Origin of the sequence: Streptomyces sp. NRRL F-525 (genome assembly GCF_000716605.1) — a bacterium.
Taxonomy (GTDB): domain Bacteria; phylum Actinomycetota; class Actinomycetes; order Streptomycetales; family Streptomycetaceae; genus Streptomyces.
The window spans coordinates 86,400-110,326 of the sequence record NZ_JNXE01000019.1 but is presented as its reverse complement, the minus strand read 5'-3'; the positions used below and the strand labels follow the sequence as shown (position 1 = coordinate 110,326).

The following is a 23,927-nucleotide window of genomic DNA, read 5'->3' as shown; positions in this document are numbered from 1 at the left end:
GGCAGACCCTGTCCGCGTGATCACCCTCTCTTGATGAACGGGTGAGTCGACAGAGGATCCCTGGTGAACAAGTGCTCAAAGGTCGGGCAGGGGTTGGCCAAGCCGTGACCGGTGTGGTGCGGCCGTTGCGGGGCCGTTGCCGGAACATGGGGCGGGGTCCGGACCTTGATACGGGGCGTCCTCCCCGTAAACGGAGGGCCAACTACCCCTTTGCGGACATAAATTGGAGCGCGGCATATACGCGCGACATGGGCCGCGCGGTTCATCCCCCTTCCGTCCAGCGATGATCACGCAGCGCGATAATTTATCACGCTCCGCTAACTCTCCGAAATCCCCAAGCCCGCGCAAAGAAAAACTCACGCATGGTCCATTGATGAGCTCTTTGCATTACATAAGCAATCGTCGGACATATTTAAGTTAGTCAAGCTTCACTTGAACGTCACCGATCCGTACGGTGGTGAAGCGTTGCGGAACGTGTTGCGCTCCAAGGAGAGGTAATGACGTATCGTCGTGCAATCCTGCTCTGCGCCGGCCGCGGTACCCGGGCCCGGGGCATAACCGAAGGGCAGCCGAAGTGTCTGATCCGGATCGGCGGCGAGACACTGATATCCCGGGTGCTGAATCAACTCGGTCTGAACGGCGTGACCGATGTTCATGTCATAGTCGGCCATGAAGCCGAACAGATCGCCCGGGAAGTCGGCACCCGTGCGACTCTGCATTACTATCCGGACTTCGAAAGCACCAATAACCTCTGGACGCTGGCGGCCCACGCCGATCTCTTGCGTGGCCACGACTGCGCCGTGCTCTTCGGTGACGTCGTCGTGTCCGACCAGGCCATGGCGGATCTGTGGGACGAGCTGGCCGGAATCCATCTGCTGGTCGACCTCTCCACAAGGCTGACCGGCACCATGCGGGTGCGCCGTGCGGCCGACGGAAGTGTGGACATGGGAAACCACATCGCCCCGGCCGACGCGGACGGGAACTATGTGGGATTCCTGAGCGCGACCAGTGCGGCGGCCGGCCTGCTCGCCGATGCCGTCGCCGCGGAAATGGCCGCCGGCTGTGGCACGGACGCCTATTTCACCTCGGTCATGGCCGATGTCAGTACGGCCGTCCCGGTCTCTTTCGTGGATGCCAAGACCGACGAATGGGCCGAGATCGACGACGAGGACGACTATCTGCTCGCGAAGCAACGGTTCGAGTAGTCCGGAAAGTTTCGTGTGGTCCAGAAGATTTCGCGTGGTACGGAAATCTTCGCGTGGTCCAGAAAGGGGAGGAAACGGCATGTGTGGCGTGGCGGGCGTTTTCCAGACCGACGGACGGAATTTCGAACAGACCGACCTGCTCAAAATGATGACCGACTGTCTGGTCCATCGCGGACCCGACGAAAGCGGTCTGCACATCGACGGACCGATCGGGTTGGGTTTCCAGCGGCTCAGCGTCATCGACGTGCCGCACGGACACCAGCCGATGACGGACGAGGACAGCGGTGTGGCCCTCGTCTTCAACGGCGAGATCTACAACTACCGTGAACTGCGCGCCCGGTTGGAGGGGCTTGGCCACCGGTTCCGGACGACGAGCGACACCGAGTCCATCCTGCGGGGATACCTGCAATGGGGCGAGCGGATCGTGGACGAACTCGTGGGAATGTTCGCCTTCGCGATCCATGATCCGCGCTCCGGAACACTGACCCTCGCGCGGGACCGCCTCGGTATCAAGCCGCTCTACTGGGCACAGGTCGGCTCGCAGTTCCTGTTCGGCTCGGAGATGAAGTCCATCTTCGCGCATCCCGATTTCCGCCGTGTGCCCAGCCTGGACGGGATATCGAGCTATCTGTCCTTCCGTCAGCCCGTCTGGGGTGTCAGCTATTTCGACGGCATCGAAAAGGTCCTCCCCGGCCATGTGCTCACCGTGCGGGCCGGCGAGCTCAAGGTCCGTCAGTACTGGAGCCTCCCGGTCCCGGACATCGACGGGACCACGTCGGAGGCGGACTGGCTCGACCGCGCCGACCACCTGCTGGAGCAGTCGATCCGCCGGTGCATGGTGTCCGAAGTGCCCCTGGGCGCCTACCTCAGCGGCGGTCTCGACTCCAGCCTGATCGTGGCCATGATGGCCAGGATGAGCGACCGGCCGATCAAGACGTTCTCGGTGGGCTACGGCGACGGCGCCTACGACGAGGGCAGGTTCGCCGAGGCCGTCGCCCGGGAGGTCGGCGCCGAGCATCAGCATCTCGTCGTCGGCCACGAGGACTACCGCAAGGGTCTGGTGCCGCTCATCCGGCACCGGGACGCGCCACTGAGCATTCCTCAGGAGATCGCCGTCCTGGAGCTTTCCAAGCTCATGAAACACGACGTCACCGTGGCCCTTTCCGGTGACGGCGCGGACGAACTGTTCGGCGGTTACGGACGCGTCATGCGATCGCCGCTGGACTGGAAGAAGATCAGCGCCCTGCGGAAGATACTTCCCGCGGACGCGGTCGACCGGATAGTGTCCGGACGGGGTCCGAGTCAGACCTCCGTACTGGCCAATCTCGATGTACGGAGCCATCTCGAACATTTCTACCGCGTCTACAACTGGGTGCCGTTCGAGGAGAAGAACCAGCTCTTCACCGCCGAGTCCCGTGCCGTTCTCAACGGCGACCGGGCCACCCGGAATCCGTTCGAGGCGTCCTTCGGCCGCACCCGGCGGGGCAACCCCTACGACTCGGTGCTGCACGCCTTCCAGCATCTGCACATCGGCGCGATTCTCGACAAGGTCGACACCATCGGCATGGCGGCCAGTCTCGAAGGGCGTGTTCCCTTCGTGGACGCGGAGTTGATCGAGACGTTCGTCCGGATGCCGGTGAAGTACAAGATGCGCTGGAACAGCCGCTGGTCCCAGTTCCGGTCCGTCTCCACACCCGCCTTCGCCGCGTCCGAGAGCCTGGACACGACGAAGACCCTGCTGCGGAAACTCGCCGAGCGCTATCTGCCCCGCGAACTGACCCAGCGCAAGAAGATGGGTTTTCCCACGCCCCTGGACGACTGGATGCGGGCGGGAATGCTCGACGAGGCCAAGGGCATCCTCCTCGACCCGGTCGCGACCCGGCGCGGGATATTCGACCCGTGCCGCATGGAAAAGTTCCTGTCGAATCCACAGAACCTGGATCACGACTTCTACGGGAAGAAAGTCTGGATGTACATGAACGTCGAACTCTGGCTGCAGAACGTGGTGGACGCATGACCCAGCAGAACACCCAGGCGAAACCGGCCGAACCGACCAAGCCCACTGAAACAACCGAACCCGCCGAACCAGCCGGCCAAGCGGACCCGACGATCCTCTCCTTATGGGCGGACTGGGCGAACCTCTGCACCATCGCCGGAGTGGTGAGCGGACTCCTCGGCATCTACTTCGCCGCCCAGGGCCGACTCCAGATATCCGCCGCGATGGGGGTGATAGCGGTCATCCTGGACTGCTTCGACGGACCCATCGCCCGCAGCACCAAGAACCGGCCGGCCCACATGTCCGCCCTGGGACTCCAGCTGGACTCGCTGGCGGACGCCGTCTGCAGCGGAGTCGGACCGGCCGCCCTCGTCCTGGCCGTGGGGAACTGGAATTCCTTCCTGCTGGTCCCGGCCGCCCTGATAGTCGTCGCCGGCGTTACGCGGCTCGCCTATTTCAACGTCTACGGACTCTCCGGCGGGAAATTCTCGGGGATGCCGATCTTCTACAACCCGGTGGTCGTCGCCCTTGTGCTGATCGCCCTCTGGGCCTTGGCACCGGGCGCGGCGGTCGGGGGAGCCGCGGTGGCGGGATTCGCGGTCGCGATCCTGAATGTCGCGCCTTTCACGGTACCGAAACTCCGCGGGCGCTATCTCAAGGGATTCCTGGTCCTCTGCTTCGCGCTGACCGCCGTCCTGTCCGTCTACGCCGCCCAAGGGATCGGGTCATGACCCAGGTGGCGACGGACGTCGCGCACCGCACCCTGGAACAACTCGCCGCGCACGGCTTCGACTTCGCCACAGGAGTGCCCTGCTCCCTCCTGAACGGGCTGTTCCGGCATCTCGAATCACCGCACACCACAAGCGAGTTGGGCCTGACCTACGTCCCCGCACCGCGTGAGGACACCGCCGTCGGCATCGCGGTCGGCGCCCGGCTCGGCGGCCGCACCCCGTTCGTCCTGATGCAGAACTCGGGGCTCGGCTACAGCCTGAACTCCTTCACCTCGCTCACCCAGATCTACGGCATCAACCCACTGGTGCTGATGAGTTGGCGCGGCTTCGACGACACGGACGCCGTCGAGCACGACATCATCGGCCGCGAACTGCTCCGCGTCCTGGGCGCCGTAGGAATCGGGCATGTGGTCCTGGATCCGGAAGACCCCGCCCGGGCGATCGACACCGCGGTGGACCTCCACGACGACGGACACCGCGCGGTGGCCGTCCTGATCACCTCGGGGGTCTGATGCGGTACGAGGACATGTTCCGCTCGGTGCTGACGGCGTTCCCCACCGCAGCGGTGATCTCGACCTGCGGGCACATCTCGCGCGACCTGTTCAACTTCGGGGACCGCGAGGGGAATTTCTATCTCGTCGGCTCCATGGGGATGGCCGCTCCCGTCGGAGTCGGCGTCGCCCTGGCCGACCCCGGCCGACCGGTCGTCGTGCTCGACGGTGACGGCTCGCTGGCGATGAACACCGGCGGCATGCTGAGCGTCGGAGCGACCGGCGCACGGCTGCTGCACGTCGTACTCGACAACGGTGTCCACGGCAGCACCGGCGGCCAGCGCACGGTGCCGTTCGAGGATCCCGTCTCGGCCGCACTGGCCTTCGGCTATCGCAGGGCCCTGTCCGTGCAGACACCGGACGTCGACTGGGCGTCGATCGACGCCTTCCCCGCCTTCGTCCACGCGAAGGTCAGGCCACGCAGCGAGCCCGTCGGCCGCCGCGTCGCGCACACCCCCCACGAGCTGCGCGAGCGCTTCACCCGCTTTCTCGCGGTCAAGTAGCCAGCGCCCGGCCGGGGCCCCGGCACTCCGCGACGCACGCGGCGCTCGGCCATGTCATCACCGCTCGGTCCCTCCGTCTCCGCAAGGGAGAACATCAATGTCACCGGTAAAGTCCCTGCGCGCCCTGCTGCACGACGCCGACCTCGCCAAAGCGGCCGGCGCCCACAACCCGCTGACCGCTCAACTCGTCGAACAGGCGGGCTTCGACGTGGTCTGGGCGAGCGGGCTGGAGATCGCCGCCTCGCTCGGCGTCCCCGACGCCAACATCCTCAGCATGAACGAATGCCTCGCCGTGGCCCGGGCGATGGTCGAGAAGGTGTCCGTCCCGGTCCTCGCGGACTGCGACTCCGGATTCGGCGGCATCGGCAACGTCGTCCACATGGTGCGCAGTTACGAGGCCGCCGGGGTCCAGGGCGTCTGCATCGAGGACAAGACCTTCCCGAAGCTCAACAGCTTCGTCGCCGGGAACCAGGCCCTCGTACCCATCGAGGACTTCGCGGGCAAGATCGCCGCGGCGGTGGCGACACGTGTCAGCGAGGACTTCGTCATCATCGCCCGCATCGAGGCGTTCATCTCCGGCTACGGCCTCGACGAGGCCCTGCGCCGGGCCGAGGCCTACGAACTCGCGGGCGCGGACGCGCTGTTGATCCACTCCAAGCGCACCACACCGGACGAGATCTACTCGTTCTGCGCCGCCTACGACGGGCAGCTGCCGATCGTGGTCGTCCCGACGACGTACAACAGCGTGACGATGGAAGAGCTGCGGGCCGGCGGAGCGTCGCTCGCGATCTACGCCAACCAGGGCCTGCGTGGCGCCATCACGTCGATCCGCCAGATATTCGGGTCCATCCTCGCCGAGGGCACGGCGGCACCGGTGGAGAACCAACTCGCCCCGCTGGGCGACGTGTTCGGGTACCAGGACGTGGCCGCGCTGCTGTCCGCCGAGGACCGCTTCGAGTCGATCGGCCAGGGCGTCGCCAAGCAGATCCTGAACGGCGCCCGGGAAGAGCGGAGGAACGCCGATGTCGTTGAGCGTTGAGATACGGGCCGACCGCATCCACAGGGGCGCACACCTCGTCGGCGGCCAACACGTTCAGGGCGATGCCCTGTTGGAGAAAGTGAACCCCGCCCGCCCGGGTACGTCCTTAGGCCGGATTCCCGTCGCGGACAGGGGAGTTGTCGACAGCGCCGTCAGGACGGCACACGAACAGCTCGCGGCGTGGCGGAAGTTGGGCTCCATCGCCCGCGCGGACCTGGTCCATCGCCTGGCCGGGCTGATGGAGCGGGACCGTGGCGAACTGGCCCTGCTGATCACCGAGGAACACGGCAAGACCCGGGCGGAGGCCGATTCGGAGGTCGCCCGGTCGATCGAGATCGTCCGGTTCGCCGCCGGGCTGGGCCGACGGCTCGGCGGGCGGACGCTGCCGTCCGACAGCCCGGACACCTGGAGCTCCACCACACGCCATCCGATCGGCGTGGTCGGGCTCATCACACCGTGGAACTTTCCGCTGGCCATCCCGGTGTGGAAACTCGCCCCGGCCCTGGTGGCCGGCTGCACGGTGGTGCTCAAGCCGTCACCGCTGGCCCCGTTCACCGCGCAGCGGCTGGTAACTCTGGCCCACGAGGCGGGAGTTCCGGCCGGTGTGGTCAACCTCGTGCACGGCGACGGCCCGACCGGCGCCGCCCTCGTCGAACACCCGCTGGTCAAAGGGGTGTCCTTCACCGGAAGCGTCGACGTCGGCCGCAGTGTCCAGGCGGCCGCCGCCGCGTCGCTCACCAGGACCCAGCTCGAGATGGGCGGCAAGAACGCGGTCGTCGTCCTGGCGGACGCCGACCTGGAGAAGGCGGCCGACGCCGTCGCGCACGGAGCCTTCGGCCAGGCCGGACAGCGCTGTTCCGCGACCAGCCGGGCCATCGTCCAGGACGACGTCTTCGACGAGTTCGTCGCCCGTCTGGCGGCCCGGGCGAGCGCCCTGCGGGTGGGTCGGCCGGACGATCCGCTGACCGACCTCGGTCCGCTGATCAACAGGGCCAGCCTCGAACGCTGTCTGGACGCCGTGTCCGCGGCCGTACGCGACGGCGCCCGACTCGTCACCGGGGGAACCGCGGTGGTCACCGACGACGGCGGCTACTTCATGGCGCCGACGGTCCTCACCGGCATCGCAGCGGACGCCCCGCTCGCGAACACCGAGGTGTTCGGCCCGATCCTGGTCGTCCTGCGGTGCCGTGACTTCGACGAGGCGGTGGCCATCAACAACTCCGTCCGGTACGGCATGTCGGCCACCCTGTTCACGGCCAGCCTGCCGCTGATCGGCCGGTTCCTCACCGAGGCCGAGGCAGGCATGCTGCACGTCAACCGGCCGGGTGTGGGGGCGTTTCCGCACATGCCGCACATCGGGACCAAGGAGTCCCAGGTGGGCCCGGCGGAGTGCGCCGACGACGCGATCGAGTTCTTCACCGAACTGAGAACGGCGACGATCGGTGTCGGCTGAGCACTCCGCCACACCTCGCCGCTCAGCGCCTGCGGCCGGTGCCGTACTGGAAGTACGTCTCGCTCTCGCGCACTTCCAGGTCGATGCCGAACTCGCCTGCAGCGGCGGCGAGTTCGGCGCCCGGGTAGAAGTTCTTGACGATGGTCGCGCTCTCCCCGCTGTTGAGCCGACGCGTCATGGTCTGTCCGGCCGCGCCGTCCACATGCGGTTCGGTGGTCGCGAGCGGAAGGTCGTCGACGAAGAACAGCCGGCCGCCGGGCCGTAGCCAACTCCCCAGCGAACGGAAGAAGGGACGGAGTCGTTCGCGCGGGACATGCGAGATCCAGAACGTGAAGACGATCGCGTCGAACCGCTCGTCGGTCTCCCAGGTGAACAGGTCCGCGATCTCGGTCCGGACCTGTTCCTCCTTGGCCGCCGGGTTGTGCGCGAGCATCTCGGCGGACCCGTCGACCAGCAGGAGATTCCGGGCACGAGGGGCGAGGTGAACGCTCCATGTGCCGGTACCCGGGGCGAGTTCGAGAACGTCGTCGCCGAGTTCGACCGAGGACAGCACGGACCGGACCAGCTCCGCCTCACGGAACCAGACCTCGTTCGCGGTCTCGCCCTTGTCGAAGGTTCCCCGCCGTAGCCACCAGTCGTCGTATTCCCCCGCACGACTCGAGTAGTACGCCAACTGCTCGGCCAACTGCTCCTCGGTGACGGGCTGGAACTCTTCCTCGGCCGACCGACCGGGCTGCGTCGTCATGCGGTGCTTCACCTCTCGGGTAGTACCCCGAACTCGCCCAGAACCCAGAATACGAACTCCAGGAGAATCGAGAATGTGCGGTACTGTCGGACTCTTCACGGGCTGTGCGGCTGCAGCATTCTGCCCAATCAGCCAGTTAACACGCAACCATGCGCGGACCGACGATTCGTCGGCGAAATTTGACGATTCATTGGCTCAACTCCCCGACTACCGCACCCCATTCGCGAACTGGGACCGTCGAGCCTCCGTACGGTCCAGCCCGCGCCGAACACTTACCGACGACACCGGCGACCTCTTCCCCGCGGATCTGGTACCGGTCGCGAAGCACGAACTCGTCGCCGGCCTACGACCGGAACTCTTCCGCCGGCTGCTCACCCAACAGCTCTACCGTTACCTCCACTTCACGTCGAAGCTGGAGTTCATGGTGGTCAACTACGTCGTCCTGGGCATATCGCAGGGCAACATACAGGTGCCGATCCCCGACCAAATGCGCTTCGACGCCCTGAAGATCTACTGCGACGAGGCCTACCACGGATATTTCTCCGTCGACCTGATGCGGCAAGTGCAGGCGCGCACGGGCATCGCACCCAGAATCGACGAAGAGCCGTACTTCCTGCGCCGGTTGGCGGCCCTCAAGGAGAAGCACGATCCGGCCAAGGCGGGCTTCATCGACCTGCTTTTCACCATCGTCTCGGAAACACTCATCACCGCGTCACTGACGGAGATATCCAAGTCCCGCGAAGTATCGGGAGCCGTGGTCGACACCTTGCACGACCACGCGGTGGACGAAGGCCGGCACCACGCCTACTTCGCTTCCTACCTGACCTTCTTATGGGCCTCCCTGAACCGCGCGGAACGCACCTTCTCCGCCCGGCTCTTCCCCGAACTCATCGACGTCTTCCTCCGTCCCGACGTGCCGTCCATCGGAACCGAACTCGGCGACTACGGCCTCAAACCCGACGAGGTGGCCCAGGTGCTCGCCGAGACCTTCAGCGAGCGGACCCAGGCCGACTACAACCGCGCGACCGCCTCGAAACTCCTCGGATACCTCCGGGAGATCGAGGCGTTCGACGACCCCGGCGCCCGGTACGAGGCCCAGAGCCGCGGCCTGCTGCCCGGTTGACGCTCCGTCAACTAACCGAGACTGGCGGCGACTTCAGCGGACCACCTGAGCAGCCGTATGTCCGTGTGACGGCGCCCCACGAGCTGGAGCCCCAGGGGCAACTCCCCGACACCGCGCGGCAAGGGCATCGTCACGCAGGGCAGACCGAAGTGACTCCAGGGCAGACTCATCACCGGACTGCCGGTGGACGACAGGCCGAGCGGCGCCACATCGGTCGCGGCCGGCGCCGCGACGAGATCGATGCCCTCCTGCTCCATCCTGGCGTCGAAGGCGGAGCGCTGCTCGGCCAGTTCGTCCACGGCGGCCGCGTACGCGCGCTCCGAAAGGGCGAGGCCCCGGCGGATGACTTCTGTAGTCCCCGCACCCAGAAGGCTGCCGTGCCGACGGAAACGGTCCTCGTGGGCCCGGGCGAACTCGGCGTCGAAAATAACCTTCTGGGTCCTGGAGAGAACGGCGATATCGGCCGCCAGGTCCGTGTGCACGATATCGAGACCGGCCTCGGCGAGATCACGCACCGCGGCGCCGAACACCTCGTTCGCCTTTTCGGTGGCCTGCGTCAGATATTCGCGCGCGGGGACCGCGATGACCGGGTTTCTGCCGATCGTCCGCTCTTCCTCGAACAGCACTGAGGCACCGAGCGCGAGGCCGGACACGGATGTGGCGAAGAGCCCGAACGAGTCGTAACTCGGGGCGCAGGGAATGACGCCGTCCAAGGGGACGCCACCCTGGGTCGTCTTGAAACCCGCCACACCGCAGTAGGACGCCGGCCGTATCACCGAGCCGATCGTCTGCGTTCCGGTCGCCAGTGTTACGGCTCCGGTCGCCACGGCAGCCGCGGACCCACTGCTGGATCCGCCGGGTGTGCGCCGCAGATCGTGCGGGTTACGGGTCGAGGGCGGATGAACACAGGCGAATTCAGCGGTCTTTGTCTTGCCTACGACCGTTGCGCCCGCTCTCCGCAGCAGCGTGACCGTCGATGCCTCGGGGCCCGCGAACTCACGCGGGTCGAGTGCCGAACCGCCGGTGGTGGGAAGGTCGTCGACGGCGAAAATGTCCTTGACGCCCAAAGTGGCTCCGCGCAGCGGCCCGGAATTGTCTTCGGGAATCCGGGCCAACCGCCCATCCCTGTCCGGTTCTTCTTCGAACGCCTCGACGGCGGTATCCGTTTCGGCGATTCTCTTCAGGGAGGTCCGGATGTTCTGGGCCACGTCCGCGTGTGCCCCGGTTTCAGAAACGACATCACGACCGAACACCATATCCATGGCCTGATCCTATTCGCTTCTCTTCGCTGTTCAAGGGCGCGATGAGGGAGCGCACCTGGCGTCGGAACACCACCAGGGACACGGGGGCCACCACGAGACTGACGACCGCGACGACAGCCAGGATGGTCCGGGGGTCCCAACTCCCGCCCGCCGTGGCCAAGATGACCCCTGCCAGTGGTGCCGATGCCAGGATCATGGAGGAGAACACCCCGAGCGCGGCGCCGAGTTGCTCGGCCGGGATCACGCGGATACGCCAGGTGCGCATCCAGATCGTGAAGACGGTGACGCCGGCGCTCCAGCAGCCGTAGCCGATGCCCATGACCACGACGTCGCCGGCGAGGATCATGCACAGGGCGCCGATCACGAGGAGGAGGGCGACGGGCCAGAGGAAGACGTCGACCTCTCGTCTCTTGGCGATCGGGGCGGTCAGCAGGGCGGCGAGGAAACTGACCACGGTCGCCGTCGCCGCCAACAGCCCTACTGTGGGCTCGGATTGGCCGAGGTCGCCGATGATGATCGCGGGCAGTGAGGCCAGGACCAGGCTCGCGGTGAGGTTGACGCCGAGGGTGACCGCGATCAGGGAGAGGATCGGGCGGCTGCCGAACACCGTCGAGAAACCGGTGCCGAGCCGCCGTAGGAGTTTCTCGCCGCCCGTCTCGACCACCACTCGGTCCAGGGCGTGGAAGCACAGGCCTGTCCACACCCCGGCGACCAGGAAGATCGCGGCGATGACGGCCAGGCCCGCGTCGACCGGCAGGACGCCGAGCAGCATGCCGCCGAGGGCGGGGCCCGCGACCGTCACGAGTTGCTGTGCCGCCTGGAATCTCGCCTGGGTCTGGGGGTAGCGGTCCCGGGCCACCTGGCGGCCGAGGATGCTCTCGACCGCGATCGTGGAGTGGCCGTTGAGCAGCGTGGCCGCACCGCCGGCGACCACCAGCAACGGCAGCGAACCGGTGACGGCGGCCAGCCCGAGCATCGCGACCCGGGCCAGGTCGACGACCACGAGTTGCCGCCGGGCCCGGAAACGGTCGACGTAGGCACCCGAGACCGGCATCGACAGGATCCGCGGCAGCCACTGCACCAGGAACGCGATGCCCGACGACGTGACCTTCTGCGTCGCCCCGTACACCGCGATCGGGACGAAGAACGTCACCGTCTGGTCGCCCAGGATCGCCAGGGCCCGCGCGGCGACGAAGCCCAGGATCGTCGCGTCGCGGTGCAGCGCGGGGGAGGGGGCCGGGGTGGGGGCCGTCATCGGTCGGCCTCTTCCGAGGGTTCCCGGATGACCAGGGCCGAACGCAGGGCGGCGACAGCGGAGTCGAGGTCACGGACCACGTCCGCCTGTGTCGCGCCCACCGCTACGAACGACGCCATCGCGGACGTACTCGACGTGGACCGTTCCAACACGTCACCGGGGCTGATCTTCGAGTCGAACAGCCTTATGGAAGGGGGTAGTTCGACCTCGCCCAGCGCCTCGACGAGACCCGGGCGCGGGGGAACGAGCGCGTATCCGGTCTGGCGGACGGGCTCGGGCCGGAGGTCGTGGTGCCGCGGGTTGCCGAGATGGGCGCGGGCGAACCACTCGATGGGGTCGACGTCGAAGCCGTACTCCAGCTGATCGCGGATCTTGGCGCCACCGACCCGGCAGCCGACCTCGTTGAACACGAAGCCGTCCGCCGACCCGAAGATCTCCGCGTGGAACAGCGCGGTGTCCTCGATGCCCAGGGCCTCGACCGCGCGAACTGTCATGTCCTGCAGGGTTCCTAGGCGGGGATCGTCGGCGTCGAGGAAGGTGCTGAGACAGACCGCGCCCTGGGCGATCTCCAGACACGACGTGGTCTGTTCGGACGGCCAGCAGATCTTCACCTCGCCTGCGTCGACGATCCCGTCGATGTGGAACAGCGTGTGGGAGACAAAGGATTCCGCCATGAGGTGGGCCGGGGCGTCCCCGACGGAGAGTGGGTTGTGGGCGAGGAAAGCGTCCAGTTCCGCGTCGTTCTCCACGACGGCCACGCCCACCGAGGCCGCGCCCAGCCGTGGTTTGACCACCAGCGGGAATCCGAGTTCACGGACCGCGAGAAGCAGGTCGGTGACGTGGTCGACGGCCCGGTATCCGGTGATCGGGACGCCGGATTCGGCCAGTGCTTCTTTCATGCGTATTTTGTCGCGGAACAATAACGCCTCGGCTTCCGACTGGCCGGAAAGACCCCAGGCGTCACGGAGTCGGCCGGCCCGGAGTAGGTCGAACTCCGACATGGCCAGCAGCCTGCCGAACGAATGGCGTTCGTGCAGTCGGTGCGCCAGGTATTCCGGCATGGCCGAATCGGCATAGTCGTCGACGACTTCGGTGTGCGCGAATCCGGCCAGCTCTTTCTTGCGGGCCGTCTCGTCGGCGGACACCGCGTCACTGCTGGTGATCAGATACAGCTCGTCCGACGGGTGGGCCCACTGCCGGTAATCGACGCGCGCGAGTTTGAACCGGTTGAGAACGAGTACCTTCACGATTGCTGCGCTCCTCGGGCGTGTGCAAAAGGACGGAGGTCTTCTCCCGGGCTCAGACGTATTCGGCGCCGCCCTCAATCGGTTTCCAGCCGAACCGCAACTCCTCGGCGGCACTTGTGGCGTTCTTGAGCGCGTCGTCGGCGTTCGGGCCGGTGGCGATCACGTGCGCGATCCGGTCGCGGTTGGAGCCGTGCGAGCGGTACACGTCGCCGATCCGGTTCTTGATGTGCACCTCGGTGACATCGGTGGCCCGCCGGGCGTCCTCGACTCCGTCGATCGACGCCAGTTCGCCGGTGTCCGGCATCGCGACGAACCGGATCGCGGCGGCCGGTGCCGCGGCGGCGGACGGCTCGGGCCGCGGCCTGCCGACGACCGCGGCCATGTGCCGTGCCGTCAGATCGACCCCGGTGGCGAGCCGGACTAGCTCCGGCACCCGGTCACCGCCGACCCGCGGGTTGACCTCGATCAACCGCGGAACCCGCTGGGCCCGGTCGGCGAACTTCACCTCGACGTGCGCCGGTCCCCAGTCGAGGCCGACGGCCCTGAGCCCGCGTTCGGCGGTCTCGACGATCAGGTCCGCCACGCCCGGCTCCACACTGGCCGGAAACCGGTGGGCCAGCTCGACGAAGTAGGGGAGCGGCCCGCTCGTCTTCGCGGTGATGCCCAGTCCGCGGCCGTCGAACGCCTCCACCGAGTACTCCGGACCGGCCAGGTACTCCTCGACCACCACGGTCGGTTCCATCTCGACACCGAGGTAGCTGGCGGTCCCCAGTATGTGTTCGGTGATACGTGTCACCTCCGACGGGTCGTCGCACCGCCGGACGAATACGCTGCCGGTCAGGCCGACCGGTTTGACGACGACCGGAAAGCCCGTCTTCTCGGCCGCGGATAATGCTCCGGCGACGTCGTGCACGAGTTCGTAACGCGGGTTCAGACCCGGCGCGGAGTCACAGGCGGACCGAATGCCCGCTTTGGACCTGCACCGGTGGACGGCTTCCGGCGCAGGTCCCGGCAGATTCACCAGCGCGGCGGCTTCCGCGGCGACCGCGACGAAGTATTCGTATACGGAAGTCACCCCGGCGAGGTCGTCACCCGCGATACCGAGCGCGGCCTCGACGATCGCGGTGGCGGACGAGGTGTCGCACCCGACAATGCTCGTCCCGATGTCCCGGTAGTCGTCGAGCAGGAACTGGTCCAGTTTCTCCGGCCGGTCGACGAGGATCACCGTCCGGTATCCCCAGTTCGCCAGGCTCCGTGCAGCGTCTTGTCCCGCACCCGTCCGGGGCGACTCGACCAGGCACACAGTTTTCCGCACAGCGGATCTCCTCCCGAGCATAAACGGCAACCTTCGCGTCACCGTACCCAGGAAAGATCTGACGAACACTGCGCTATTCCTTGTTGTACGAGAGGTATGACCAGCGCCCGGGGAGAATTGACGTTGTTTCACATTCCCTTGGTTGACAAGGTTTTACATTCTCTTTCTTGGCCGTCGGCTGGCCGGGTGCGGGTTGAAATCACGGACATCGATGGCTTATGAAACGGCCGGGGGGAGGGTGACGGTCTTGTACTCCACGTACTGCGCGAGCCCGACTGCCCCGTACTCACGGCCGATTCCGCTCGCCTTGAAGCCGCCGAAGGGGCCGTCGAAGGCGATGGGCGCCCCGTTCACGGTGACCGTGCCGGTGCGCAGGCGGCGGGCGACGGCGAGCGCGTGGGCCTGGTCGGCGGACCAGACTCCGCCCGAGAGGCCGTACTCCGAGTCGTTGGCGATGCGTACGGCGTCGTCCTCGTCGTCGTAGGGGATGACGACGAGGACCGGTCCAAAGATCTCCTCCTGCGCGATCCGCATCGAGTTGTCCACGTCGGCGAAGACGGTCGGGGTGACGTAGTTGCCGCCTTCGAGGCCGGGCGGGACCTGGGGGCCGCCGGTGACGAGGCGGGCGCCTTCCTTGATGCCGAGCTCGATGTAGTCGCGGACGCGCTGCTGCTGGTCGGGGCGGACCATCGGACCGATGAACGTGTCGGGGTCGTTCGGGTCGCCGACCTTGAGCGACTCGACGAGATCCTTGAGGGCGGTGACGACTTCCTCGTACCGGCCGCGCGGCGCGAGGACGCGGGTCTGTGCGATGCACGCCTCGCCGTTGTTCATCAGGGACGCGAACTTCAGCCCCTGTACGGCCTGTTGGACGTCGGCGTCGTCGAGGATGACGGCGGCCGACTTGCCGCCCAGCTCCAGGCTGACGCGCTTGAGCTGCTCGCCCGCGATGGACGCGATCCTGCGGCCGGCCCCGGTCGAGCCGGTGAACGCGATCTTGTCCACGCCGGGGTGCGACACCAGGTACTCACTGGTCTCACGGTCGGCGGGCAGGACGCTGATCACGCCCTCCGGCAGATTGGACCGTTCCAGCAGCTCGGCGAGGTAGCCCATGCTCAGCGAGTTCTCCGGGGACACCTTGAGGACGACCGTGTTCCCGGCCAGCAGCGCGGGGATGACCTTGGCCAGGGCCGCGGAGAACGGGGAGTTCCACGGGATGACGGCGGCCACGACACCGATGGGTTCGCGGCGCAGCACGCTCCGGGTGGGGGAGCCGGGGTCGGACGGTGCCAGGGTCTCCTCCCAGCCGAGTTCCTCGGCCGCCTTGAGGTAGGCACCCGCCTGTCGGCCGAGCCCCGGCTGTCCGGCGAGCGTGAACCAGCCGGCCGAACCGTTCTCCGCCGAGATCAGCGCCGCGATCTTCTCGGCGTCGGCCTCGCGCAGCGCGTTCAGCCGCCGGATGACGGCGATGCGTTCCGCGGGTGCCGTGCGCGGCCACGGGCCCTCGTCGAAGGCGGCGCGGGCCGCGGCCACGGACCGGTCCACGTCGGCGGGGAGGGCCTGCGCCGCGCGGCCGATCACGCTGCGGTCGTGCGGCGAGCGGATGTCGAGCAGGTCGGGGCTGCTTGGAACGGTCCACGAACCCGCGATGAAGAGTCGGTCGTAGGTGATCATGTGCTCTCTCCTGAGGGGCTGAGGGGCTGAGGGGCTGAGGGGCGATCGTCCCCGGTATCTGTCACTTCAATGTAGCACTTGTGTGGCAGTTGGTCTCAGCAGTGAGGTGTTAGGCGGGTTAGGTTCCACATGGCGGGCTATGCTTCGGTGCGTGAGAGCCGACGCCGTACGTAACCTCGAAGCCGTCCTGACGACCGGGGCGCGCATGCTCGCCGCCGATCCCGGCGCGAGCATCGCCGCCATCGCCGCCGAGGCGGGTGTCGACCGGCGGACCGTCTATCGGCGGTTCGCCTCCCGCGAGGAACTGCTGGCCGCCATCTACGAGGCCCGGGTCGAGGCCATCGAGCGGGCCGTCGAGGACTCCAGGCTGCGTGAGGCCCCCGTCGCCGTCGCCCTGCACCGGTACGTCGAGGGGATCATCGGCGTCAATCGCAAGTGGCCCGTGGAACTCACCCGGATGAAGGCCGACGAGGCGATCCGCGGACGGCGTGACGCCGTGATCCGCGAGGTCGACACTTTCCTGGAACGGTCCATCGGCGAGGGGCTGCTGCGCGCGGACACCCCTGTCGCCTGGGCGAGTTCACTGCTGCCGCAGCTCATGCACCTGGCCTCGCAGCAACTGCCCGAACTCACCGATGCCCAGGCCGCCGACATGGTCGTCGACACCTTTCTGCGGGGGCTCGGCGGCCGGTGATGCCGGCGGTGTGCGCCGACCCGAATCCTTGACCCCCGTTCGGCCCTCCGTGATGCTGTGTTGCGGCACGCGCTAAGCGTGCCGTAATGAGCAACGTCCTGCTCAGGTCCAGCACCAGCGGAGGAGTGGCCATGACGCATCAGGTCCGTGCTGTCGTCGCGCGAGGGAAGGGTGCCCCCGTCAGCCTGGAGACGATCGTCGTCCCCGATCCCGGGCCGGGCGAGGCGCTGGTGAAGGTCGAGGCGTGCGGGGTGTGCCACACCGATCTGCACTACCGCGAGGGCGGTATCAACGACGACTTCCCGTTCCTCCTCGGGCACGAGGCCGCGGGTGTCGTGGAGTCGGTGGGGGAGGGCGTCACCGATGTGGCCCCAGGCGACTTCGTGATCCTCAACTGGCGTGCAGTGTGCGGGAATTGCCGGGCCTGTCGGCGCGGCCGGCCGCAGTACTGCTTCAACACCCACAACGCCAAGCAGAAGATGACCCTGCTCGACGGCACCGAACTCTCGCCCGCCCTCGGCATCGGCGCCTTCGCCGAGAAGACGCTGGTCGCGGCGGGCCAGTGCACCAAGGTCGACCGGGCCGCATCGGCTGCCGCCGCCGGGCTGTTGGGCTGCGGCGTGATGGCCGGTATCGGTGCGGCCATCAACACCGGCAACGTCGGCCGCGGTGACACCGTCGCGGTCATCGGGTGCGGTGGGGTTGGTGACGCGGCGATCGCCGGGTCCCGGCTTGCGGGAGCGGCACGGATCATCGCCGTGGACATCGACGACCGGAAACTGGAGACGGCCCGCTCCCTCGGTGCCACGCACACCGTCAACTCCAGGGCGAGCGACCCCGTCGAGGCGATCCGTGAGCTGACCGGTGGCTTCGGTGCCGATGTCGTCATCGAGGCGGTCGGCCGCCCGGAGACGTACAAACAGGCCTTCTACGCACGTGACTTGGCGGGCACGGTCGTCCTCGTCGGTGTGCCCACGCCCGAGATGAAGCTCGAACTCCCGCTCCTGGACGTCTTCGGACGCGGCGGCTCCCTCAAGTCCTCCTGGTATGGCGACTGTCTGCCCTCCCGCGACTTCCCGATGCTCATCGACCTCTATCTGCAAGGGCGGCTGGATCTGGACGCGTTCGTCACGGAGACCATCGCGCTGGAGGGCGTCGAGAAGGCCTTCGAGCGGATGCACGGCGGCGATGTGCTGCGTTCGGTGGTGGTGCTGTGATGGCCGCGCGTATTGAACACCTCGTCACGGCAGGGCAGTTCAGCCTCGACGGTGGGATCTGGGACGTCGACAACAACGTCTGGATCATCGGTGACGACCAGGAGGCTGTCGTCATCGATGCCGCGCACGATGCCGGCGCCATCGCGGAGGCAGTCGGCGACCGTCGGCTCACCGCGATCATCTGCACCCACGCGCACAACGACCACATCGATGCGGCACCCGACCTCGCCGACCACACCGGCGCTCCGATCCTGCTGCACTCCGACGACCTGCCCCTGTGGAAGCAGACCCACCCCGACCGGGCGCCCGACGGTGAACTGGCCGACGGGCAGGTCGTGGCGGTGGCGGGGGTCGAGGTGACCGTGCTGCACACGCCAGGGCACGCGCCCGGCGCTGTCTGTCTGTACGTGCCCGCGCTGAACGCCCTCTTCAGCGGGGACACGCTCTTCGCGGGCGGGCCGGGGGCCACAGGGCGGTCGTACTCCCACTTCCCGACCATCGTCGACTCGATCCGGGACCGGCTGCTCGGCCTGCCGGGCGACACCGTCGTATACACCGGACATGGGGATACGACGACCGTCGGCGCCGAGGCTCCGCATCTCCAGGAGTGGATCGCCCGCGGGTTCTGACGCGGGTTCCTGCGTGTTCCGAGCCCTGCCGGGTGTTGCTGATGGTGCGCGATGTTGCGTGAAAAGCAACACTGGGTAAGGCCTTCGCGTGGCCTCTGAATGCCTTGACAACGGTTTGGGGCCGCCCTCAAACTGACGTTGCGCTTACCGCAATCCGTTTCGCTATACGCACCGAGGTGTCATGATGATTCCCGCGTGCCTTCTCGTGGATCTGCCGCGAGGCGAGGCCTACCGGCTCGACATCGATCCGCCGGTTTCGGTGTTCCACACCGACGACGGCGAGGTCTTCGCCATCGACGACACGTGCACCCACCAGGACGCCTCGCTCGCGGACGGCTGGCTGGAGGGCTGCGAGGTGGAATGCCCGCTGCACGCTTCGAAGTTCGACCTGCGGACGGGTGCCGTGGACGCTCCGCCGGCCAAGCGCCCGGTGCGTACGCACGAGGTTCTGGTCCAGGACGGCATGATCTACGTCGTGCCGTCCACGGACGCCCCGAACCTGCCGCCCTGCGTCGCGGCCCGGCTCGCCCCAGGCCCCGCGTGAGGACCGTGGCCGTGGTGGGCGCCTCGCTGGCCGGGTTGTCGGCGGCGCGCTCGCTGCGGAAGCAGGGCTACGACGGACGGCTCGTCGTCATCGGCGACGAACCCCATCGCCCGTACGACAGACCGCCGTTGTCCAAGGAGTTCCTGGCCGGGACCCTGGCCGAGGACGATCTCCTGCTGGAGACGGACGACGAGGACCTGTGCGCCGAGTGGCTGCTCGGCACTCGTGCCGTCGGGCTCCAAGTCGACGGCGCGGAACGGGTGTTGCTCCTCGACGACGGTCGGGAGGTGCGGGCCGACGGTGTCGTCGTCGCGACCGGCGCGGTGGCGCGGAACCTGCCCGGCACGGACGGACTGACCGGGGTGCACACCCTGCGCACCCTGGACGACGCCCGCGCCCTGCGCGACGAACTCGCCCTGGGCGGACGGCTGGTGGTGATCGGCGGCGGGTTCATCGGCGCCGAGGTCGCCTCCACGGCGTATGCCCTCGGACTCGACGTGACGGTGATCGAGGCGGCACCGACCCCCCTCGCGGGACCCCTCGGCGAGACCATGGGCGGGATCGTCTCCGCCCTCCATGAGGCCCACGGCGTAAGGCTGTTGTGCGGTGTCGGGGTCAAAGGGCTGAGCGGAGAGGCCCGTGTCGACGCCGTGCTGCTGGAGGACGGGCGAACTGTCCCCGCCGACATGGTCGTTGTCGGTGTCGGCGCGCGGCCCTGCGTCGAGTGGCTGGAGGGTTCGGGGGTCGAGCTCGACAACGGCGTCAAGTGCGGTGCCGACGGCCGGACCAGCCTCGCCGGCGTGGTCGCCGTAGGAGACTGTGCCAACTGGTATGACCCGCGGGCGGGTTCGCACCGGCGGGTCGAGCACTGGACCGGGGCGCGGGAGCGGCCCGAGGCCGCTGTGGCCGCCTTGTTGTCGTGGGGTGCGGTGGAGGCGGGGGCGTCGAGGCCGCCGTACTTCTGGTCGGACCAGTACGGCGTGAAGATCCAGTTCGCCGGTCACGCGGCCGGTGCCGACAGCGTGACCGTCGAGGAGGGTGCCACCGGCGACCGCAGTTTCCTCGCCGTCTACCGGTGTGCCGGGCAGCCGGTCGCCGTGCTCGCGATGAACCAGCCGCGCCTGTTCATGCGGTGGCGCAAGCAGCTTGCCGCCACGGTGAGTTGACCCACACGAGCACACCGTTCCACCACACCGTCCGGAGTCGCTCTTCCCGGCGCGTGCATGACCGACCCACGACGTTCTCCGAGGAGTGCACTGTGACCTCGACCAGCCTGCCGGACAGCCTGATCGCCACCCTGCCCGGCTCCTCCTACACGGACCCGGGCATCTTCGCCCAGGAACAGGAACGCATCTTCGAGACGATGTGGTTCTGCGCCGTGCGCTCCTCCGACCTGGCCAAACCCGGTGCCTTCCGGACCGTGGACGTGGGCCGCGAGAGCATCCTCGTCACACGCGCCCGCGACAACTCGATCCGCGCCTACTTCAACGTCTGCCGGCACCGCGGCGCCAAGCTCTGCACGGAGGAGACCGGCGAGGTCAAACGGGCTTTCCAATGCCCGTACCACGCCTGGACGTACGACCTGAACGGCAAGCTCGTCGCGGCGCCCAACCTGACGAAGATGCCCGACGTCGGCCGCACCGAGTTCGGGCTCGTGAGTGTCGCGGTGCGCGAATGGCTCGGCTATGTGTGGGTCAACCTCGCGGAGAACCCACCGTCGTTTGACGAGGACGTCATCAGCGAGGTCGTCAACCGGCTCGGCGACGTCGAGTCCCTCGACCACTACGACATCGACCATCTCTCGGTGGGCCGGCGCATCGTCTACGACGTCAGGGCCAACTGGAAACTCATCATCGAGAACTTCATGGAGTGCTACCACTGCGCCACGATCCACCCCGAACTCACCGAGGTGCTACCGGAGTTCGCGGACGGCTACGCCGCGCAGTACTACGTCGGCCACGGCGCCGAGTTCGGTGAGGAGGTGCGGGGATTCACCGTGGACGGCTCGGAAGGACTCGACCGCATTCCCGGCGTGAGCGACGACCAGGACCGCCGTTACTACGCGATCACGATCAAGCCGCAGGTGTTCATCAACCTCGTCCCCGACCACGTGATCTTCCACCGGATGTACCCGGTGGCCGTCGACCGCACGATCGTCGAGTGCGACTGGCTCTATCTCCCGCACGTCGTCGAGAGCGGCAAGGACGTCAGCCGGTCCGTGGAACTCTTCGACCGCGTCAACCGCCAGGACTTCGAGGCGTGCGAGCGCACGCAGCCCGGGATGAGTTCCCGGATGTACGCCAAGGGCGGGGTGTTGGTGCCCAGCGAGCACCACATTGGAGCGTTCCACGACTGGGTGAACGAGCGCCTGGGGATCAGCCAGGGGTGACTCAGCCGCCCGGACCTTGGCCCCAACAGGGTTGAGACCGGGGCGACTCAGCCCAGGTACCCCATGCGGTGACTGATCTCCTCGGCGCCCTTGACCAGGACCGGCGCGAGTTCGTGCAGTCGCTCCTCGGTGAACCGGTACGCCGGTCCCGAGGCGCTGACCGCCGCGATGACCTCGCCGTCGCGGTTGCGCACCGGCGCGGCCACTGCGTGCAGTCCGAGCTCCAACTCCTCCAGGGTCCAGGCGTATCCGCGCTCCCGGGCCTCGGCGAGGTTCTTCTCCAGCTTCGACTTCGAGGTGATGGTGTGCGGGGTCACCTTCTTCAGGCCGGCCTCCGTCAGCAGCGCGGTGCGCTCCTTGGCGGGCAGGTGGGCCAGCAGGGCCTTGCCACTGGAGGTGGCGTGCAACGGGGTGAGTTCTCCTACCCAGTTGTGCGCGGTGACGGCGCCGGGGCCGCGGACCTCGTAGAGGTTGATCGCGTACTGCTCCTGCATGACGGCGATGTTGACGGTCTCGCCGATCTCCTCGGCGAGGCGCTCGCAGACCGGGCGGCCCTGCTGCGTGATGTCGATGCGGCCGGTGACCGCGCCGGCCAGCCGCACGATCCCGAAGCCCAGCCGGTACTTGCCGCGCTCGCCCGCCTGCTCGACCAACCCGCGCGCCTCCAGCGCCCCGAGCAGCCGGAACGCGGTCGACTTGTGAACCTCGATCTCGCCGGCCACCTCGCTGACACCGGCCTCGCCACGCTGGGCCAGGATCTCCAGCACGCTGATGGCACGGTCCACGGACTGCACTCCGCCGGACTGCGAACCTGACGTTTCAGTATCTGGACTGTAGTTGCTCACAGCGAAACTATACGCGTAGTGCGGTACAACCTGTTTACGATGCGGACTCTGATCAGGCCTTTTCGCCTGGTACCGGGTGGTTCACGAGCCGGGCGCACACCGCCTCTACCTGCGGGTTTCCGGGAGTTCCGGCGAATCTGTGCACAGGTTGTGCGTCAAGTGGGTGCGCCGGCCCGGCCGGTGCTACGACGAGGTGGGCGGCTGCGGGGAGCGCAGCACGAGCAGGGTGATCTCGCTGGGGGCGAAGACGCGGAACGGCGGGCCCCAGAAGCCGGTGCCGCGGCTGGTGTAGAGAAGGGTGCGGGTGCCGTGGCGGCTCAGGCCGGCCAGGGCGGGCTGGTCGATGCGGACCAGGTGGTGGAAGGGCCAGATCTGGCCGCCGTGGGTGTGGCCGGAGAGCTGGAGGTCGATGCCGGCGGCCGCCGCCCGGTCGATGAACTTGGGCTGGTGGGCCAGGAGCAGGACGGGCAGGTCGGGGTCGGCGCCGTTCAGGGCTCCGTCGAGATGGGCGCGGTGGCCCGGCAGGCCCGAGGACTCGGCGGTGACGTCGTCCACGCCGGCGACCACGAGGGTGTCGCCCCCGCGTTCGAGCAGCAGATGCCGGTTGCGCAGCGGCTCCCAGCCCAGCTCGCCCATCAGGTCGACCCAGCCCTGGGCCTCGGTGTAGTACTCGTGGTTGCCGGTGACGTAGACCCGGGCGTGGGTCGCCCGCACGGTACCGAGCGGGACGGCCTGGGCGCGGCGGCGTTCGGCCGTGCCGTCCGCGATGTCGCCGGTGTGGCAGACCAGGTCGGCCTCCAGCGTGTTCACCGTCTCGCACACCCGCGCCGACCAGCGGGCGCGGTCGAGCGGGCCGTAGTGCGTGTCGGTGATGAGGGCGACGCGGGCGCCGTCCAACCCGGCGCCCAGCCGCGGGAGTTGGACGTCGAGGCGGCGCACGCGGGGCACGCGACGGGCTTCGGCGTATCCCCAGACGAGCAGGACGGCGGTGGTGCCGAGGACGGCCCAGGTGACGGTGCGCGCCCGGTCCTGGCCGTCGCCGACCCCGGCCAGGGTCAGGGCGAGCCGCAGCAGGATGCCGAGCAGCACGGACCAGGTGAACAGCACCCAACTCGCGCCCAGCAGGGTGTCCCCGACGATCGCCGCCCGGTCCTGCTGACGCCGGCCGTGGCCGCGCCCCATCGCGAGCGGCATGGTGACGAGGCCGAGGACGAACAGGGCGGTGCCGGCCAGCGCGACGGCCAACGGCCAGTGCTGGCCGGTGTACAGGAGCACCCAGCAGGGCACGGCCCACAGCAGCACGGGGGCGATGAGGGGGAGGTAGCGCATCAGGCGCTGAAGCCGGCTCCGCCGCGGAGCCCGCACTTCGCCGTCGGCGGGGCGGGTGTCATTGGTGTCGGTCACGCTTCCCCTATCTGACCGGGCTGCCGTCTCGCGCACTGTATCCGGTCGCCCTCTGGCCGGCCGGGCGGGTGTTCATGGGGCGGGACGGCCACCCGCGTGTGATCCC

The 23,927-nt window shown here is 67.9% G+C and carries 22 protein-coding genes; 14 read left to right on the top strand and 8 right to left on the bottom strand.

Annotated elements, in window-relative coordinates; translation table 11 throughout:
- Nucleotides 1–497 precede the first annotated feature (497 nt).
- The 7 genes from OO69_RS49525 to OO69_RS26550 all read left to right on the top strand — a co-directional run bounded on the left by OO69_RS49525 (nucleotide 498) and on the right by OO69_RS26550 (nucleotide 7,478).
- Nucleotides 498–1,205 carry an NTP transferase domain-containing protein gene (locus OO69_RS49525; RefSeq protein WP_051801209.1) on the top strand — a complete coding sequence of 236 codons (708 nt, stop codon included), beginning with the start codon at nucleotides 498–500 and terminating at the stop codon, nucleotides 1,203–1,205.
- 79 nt (nucleotides 1,206–1,284) lie between these two features.
- On the top strand, nucleotides 1,285–3,222 hold the full coding sequence (gene asnB, locus OO69_RS26575) for an asparagine synthase (glutamine-hydrolyzing) (RefSeq protein WP_033283361.1): 1,938 nt from the start codon (nucleotides 1,285–1,287) through the stop codon (nucleotides 3,220–3,222).
- The gene (locus tag OO69_RS49520) at nucleotides 3,219–3,932 is read left to right on the top strand and encodes a CDP-alcohol phosphatidyltransferase family protein (RefSeq protein ID WP_051801208.1); all 714 of its coding nucleotides are present in this window, start codon (nucleotides 3,219–3,221) and stop codon (nucleotides 3,930–3,932) included. The genes asnB and OO69_RS49520 overlap by 4 nt, the downstream gene beginning before the upstream one ends.
- A complete protein-coding gene (locus OO69_RS26565; RefSeq protein ID WP_063744464.1) occupies nucleotides 3,929–4,444 on the top strand; it encodes a thiamine pyrophosphate-binding protein in 516 nt (171 codons plus the stop codon). The genes OO69_RS49520 and OO69_RS26565 overlap by 4 nt, the downstream gene beginning before the upstream one ends.
- Entirely contained in the window at nucleotides 4,444–4,986 is a 543-nt protein-coding gene (locus OO69_RS26560) for a thiamine pyrophosphate-dependent enzyme (protein WP_033283302.1), read from the top strand. Before OO69_RS26565 ends, OO69_RS26560 begins: the two co-directional genes overlap by 1 nt.
- A gap of 97 nt (nucleotides 4,987–5,083) precedes the next feature.
- Complete coding sequence (locus OO69_RS26555) at nucleotides 5,084–6,025, top strand: isocitrate lyase/phosphoenolpyruvate mutase family protein (protein WP_051801207.1); 942 nt, start codon at nucleotides 5,084–5,086, stop codon at nucleotides 6,023–6,025.
- A complete protein-coding gene (locus OO69_RS26550; RefSeq protein WP_063744463.1) occupies nucleotides 6,009–7,478 on the top strand; it encodes an aldehyde dehydrogenase family protein in 1,470 nt (489 codons plus the stop codon). Before OO69_RS26555 ends, OO69_RS26550 begins: the two co-directional genes overlap by 17 nt.
- A 22-nt stretch (nucleotides 7,479–7,500) precedes the next feature.
- Here OO69_RS26550 and OO69_RS26545 read toward each other — a convergent pair whose 3' ends face one another.
- Nucleotides 7,501–8,223: a class I SAM-dependent methyltransferase gene (locus tag OO69_RS26545; protein ID WP_051801205.1), complete on the bottom strand. Its 723-nt coding sequence runs from the start codon at nucleotides 8,221–8,223 to the stop codon at nucleotides 7,501–7,503.
- Between the two features lie 190 nt (nucleotides 8,224–8,413).
- On the opposite strand from OO69_RS26545, the gene OO69_RS26540 reads away from it, so the two are divergent.
- Nucleotides 8,414–9,346: a diiron oxygenase gene (locus OO69_RS26540; protein WP_199811032.1), complete on the top strand. Its 933-nt coding sequence runs from the start codon at nucleotides 8,414–8,416 to the stop codon at nucleotides 9,344–9,346.
- A gap of 11 nt (nucleotides 9,347–9,357) precedes the next feature.
- Here the strand turns inward: OO69_RS26540 and OO69_RS26535 are convergent, their stop codons facing one another.
- From OO69_RS26535 to OO69_RS26515, 5 genes are all read right to left on the bottom strand, one after another.
- Nucleotides 9,358–10,608 (bottom strand): amidase family protein, encoded by a 1,251-nt coding sequence (locus tag OO69_RS26535; protein ID WP_033283300.1) that lies wholly within the window; start codon nucleotides 10,606–10,608, stop codon nucleotides 9,358–9,360.
- Nucleotides 10,586–11,863, bottom strand: coding sequence for an MFS transporter (locus OO69_RS26530; protein WP_033283299.1), 1,278 nt, complete (start codon nucleotides 11,861–11,863; stop codon nucleotides 10,586–10,588). The genes OO69_RS26535 and OO69_RS26530 overlap by 23 nt, the downstream gene beginning before the upstream one ends.
- Nucleotides 11,860–13,110: an ATP-grasp domain-containing protein gene (locus OO69_RS26525; protein ID WP_033283298.1), complete on the bottom strand. Its 1,251-nt coding sequence runs from the start codon at nucleotides 13,108–13,110 to the stop codon at nucleotides 11,860–11,862. Before OO69_RS26525 ends, OO69_RS26530 begins: the two co-directional genes overlap by 4 nt.
- 52 nt (nucleotides 13,111–13,162) lie before the next feature.
- Nucleotides 13,163–14,335 carry an ATP-grasp domain-containing protein gene (locus OO69_RS26520; protein ID WP_051801204.1) on the bottom strand — a complete coding sequence of 391 codons (1,173 nt, stop codon included), beginning with the start codon at nucleotides 14,333–14,335 and terminating at the stop codon, nucleotides 13,163–13,165.
- 306 nt (nucleotides 14,336–14,641) lie between these two features.
- Nucleotides 14,642–16,099, bottom strand: a complete 1,458-nt coding sequence (locus OO69_RS26515) for an aldehyde dehydrogenase (protein WP_033283297.1) — start codon at nucleotides 16,097–16,099, stop codon at nucleotides 14,642–14,644.
- Between the two features lie 205 nt (nucleotides 16,100–16,304).
- Between OO69_RS26515 and OO69_RS26510 the strand changes: the two genes are divergently transcribed.
- From OO69_RS26510 to OO69_RS26485, 6 genes are all read left to right on the top strand, one after another.
- A complete protein-coding gene (locus OO69_RS26510) occupies nucleotides 16,305–16,793 on the top strand; it encodes a TetR/AcrR family transcriptional regulator (RefSeq protein ID WP_033283354.1) in 489 nt (162 codons plus the stop codon).
- A 131-nt stretch (nucleotides 16,794–16,924) separates the two neighbouring features.
- The gene (locus tag OO69_RS26505; protein WP_033283296.1) at nucleotides 16,925–18,010 is read left to right on the top strand and encodes an S-(hydroxymethyl)mycothiol dehydrogenase; all 1,086 of its coding nucleotides are present in this window, start codon (nucleotides 16,925–16,927) and stop codon (nucleotides 18,008–18,010) included.
- A complete protein-coding gene (locus tag OO69_RS26500; protein WP_033283295.1) occupies nucleotides 18,010–18,639 on the top strand; it encodes an MBL fold metallo-hydrolase in 630 nt (209 codons plus the stop codon). Before OO69_RS26505 ends, OO69_RS26500 begins: the two co-directional genes overlap by 1 nt.
- Before the next feature lie 181 nt (nucleotides 18,640–18,820).
- On the top strand, nucleotides 18,821–19,183 hold the full coding sequence (locus tag OO69_RS26495; RefSeq protein ID WP_033283294.1) for a bifunctional 3-phenylpropionate/cinnamic acid dioxygenase ferredoxin subunit: 363 nt from the start codon (nucleotides 18,821–18,823) through the stop codon (nucleotides 19,181–19,183).
- Nucleotides 19,180–20,349 carry an NAD(P)/FAD-dependent oxidoreductase gene (locus OO69_RS26490; RefSeq protein ID WP_033283293.1) on the top strand — a complete coding sequence of 390 codons (1,170 nt, stop codon included), beginning with the start codon at nucleotides 19,180–19,182 and terminating at the stop codon, nucleotides 20,347–20,349. The genes OO69_RS26495 and OO69_RS26490 overlap by 4 nt, the downstream gene beginning before the upstream one ends.
- Nucleotides 20,350–20,441: 92 nt before the next feature.
- Nucleotides 20,442–21,572 carry an aromatic ring-hydroxylating oxygenase subunit alpha gene (locus OO69_RS26485; protein ID WP_033283292.1) on the top strand — a complete coding sequence of 377 codons (1,131 nt, stop codon included), beginning with the start codon at nucleotides 20,442–20,444 and terminating at the stop codon, nucleotides 21,570–21,572.
- Nucleotides 21,573–21,619: 47 nt separating this feature from the next.
- Here the strand turns inward: OO69_RS26485 and OO69_RS26480 are convergent, their stop codons facing one another.
- Nucleotides 21,620–22,366 (bottom strand): IclR family transcriptional regulator, encoded by a 747-nt coding sequence (locus OO69_RS26480; protein ID WP_033283291.1) that lies wholly within the window; start codon nucleotides 22,364–22,366, stop codon nucleotides 21,620–21,622.
- Between the two features lie 234 nt (nucleotides 22,367–22,600).
- Nucleotides 22,601–23,821 (bottom strand): metallophosphoesterase, encoded by a 1,221-nt coding sequence (locus tag OO69_RS26475; protein ID WP_033283290.1) that lies wholly within the window; start codon nucleotides 23,819–23,821, stop codon nucleotides 22,601–22,603.
- Nucleotides 23,822–23,927: the final 106 nt, after the last annotated feature.

Excerpts from the sequence above, each read along its gene's own strand:
- OO69_RS49525 (WP_051801209.1), top strand. The coding sequence starts at position 498 with ATGACGTATCGTCGTGCAATCCTGCTCTGCGCCGGCCGCGGTACCCGG.
- asnB (WP_033283361.1), top strand. The coding sequence starts at position 1,285 with ATGTGTGGCGTGGCGGGCGTTTTCCAGACCGACGGACGGAATTTCGAA.
- OO69_RS49520 (WP_051801208.1), top strand. The coding sequence starts at position 3,219 with ATGACCCAGCAGAACACCCAGGCGAAACCGGCCGAACCGACCAAGCCC.
- OO69_RS26565 (WP_063744464.1), top strand. The coding sequence starts at position 3,929 with ATGACCCAGGTGGCGACGGACGTCGCGCACCGCACCCTGGAACAACTC.
- OO69_RS26560 (WP_033283302.1), top strand. The coding sequence starts at position 4,444 with ATGCGGTACGAGGACATGTTCCGCTCGGTGCTGACGGCGTTCCCCACC.
- OO69_RS26555 (WP_051801207.1), top strand. The coding sequence starts at position 5,084 with ATGTCACCGGTAAAGTCCCTGCGCGCCCTGCTGCACGACGCCGACCTC.
- OO69_RS26550 (WP_063744463.1), top strand. The coding sequence starts at position 6,009 with ATGTCGTTGAGCGTTGAGATACGGGCCGACCGCATCCACAGGGGCGCA.
- OO69_RS26545 (WP_051801205.1), bottom strand. The coding sequence starts at position 8,223 with ATGACGACGCAGCCCGGTCGGTCGGCCGAGGAAGAGTTCCAGCCCGTC.
- OO69_RS26535 (WP_033283300.1), bottom strand. The coding sequence starts at position 10,608 with ATGGATATGGTGTTCGGTCGTGATGTCGTTTCTGAAACCGGGGCACAC.
- OO69_RS26530 (WP_033283299.1), bottom strand. The coding sequence starts at position 11,863 with ATGACGGCCCCCACCCCGGCCCCCTCCCCCGCGCTGCACCGCGACGCG.
- OO69_RS26515 (WP_033283297.1), bottom strand. The coding sequence starts at position 16,099 with ATGATCACCTACGACCGACTCTTCATCGCGGGTTCGTGGACCGTTCCA.
- OO69_RS26510 (WP_033283354.1), top strand. The coding sequence starts at position 16,305 with ATGCTCGCCGCCGATCCCGGCGCGAGCATCGCCGCCATCGCCGCCGAG.
- OO69_RS26505 (WP_033283296.1), top strand. The coding sequence starts at position 16,925 with ATGACGCATCAGGTCCGTGCTGTCGTCGCGCGAGGGAAGGGTGCCCCC.
- OO69_RS26500 (WP_033283295.1), top strand. The coding sequence starts at position 18,010 with ATGGCCGCGCGTATTGAACACCTCGTCACGGCAGGGCAGTTCAGCCTC.
- OO69_RS26495 (WP_033283294.1), top strand. The coding sequence starts at position 18,821 with ATGATGATTCCCGCGTGCCTTCTCGTGGATCTGCCGCGAGGCGAGGCC.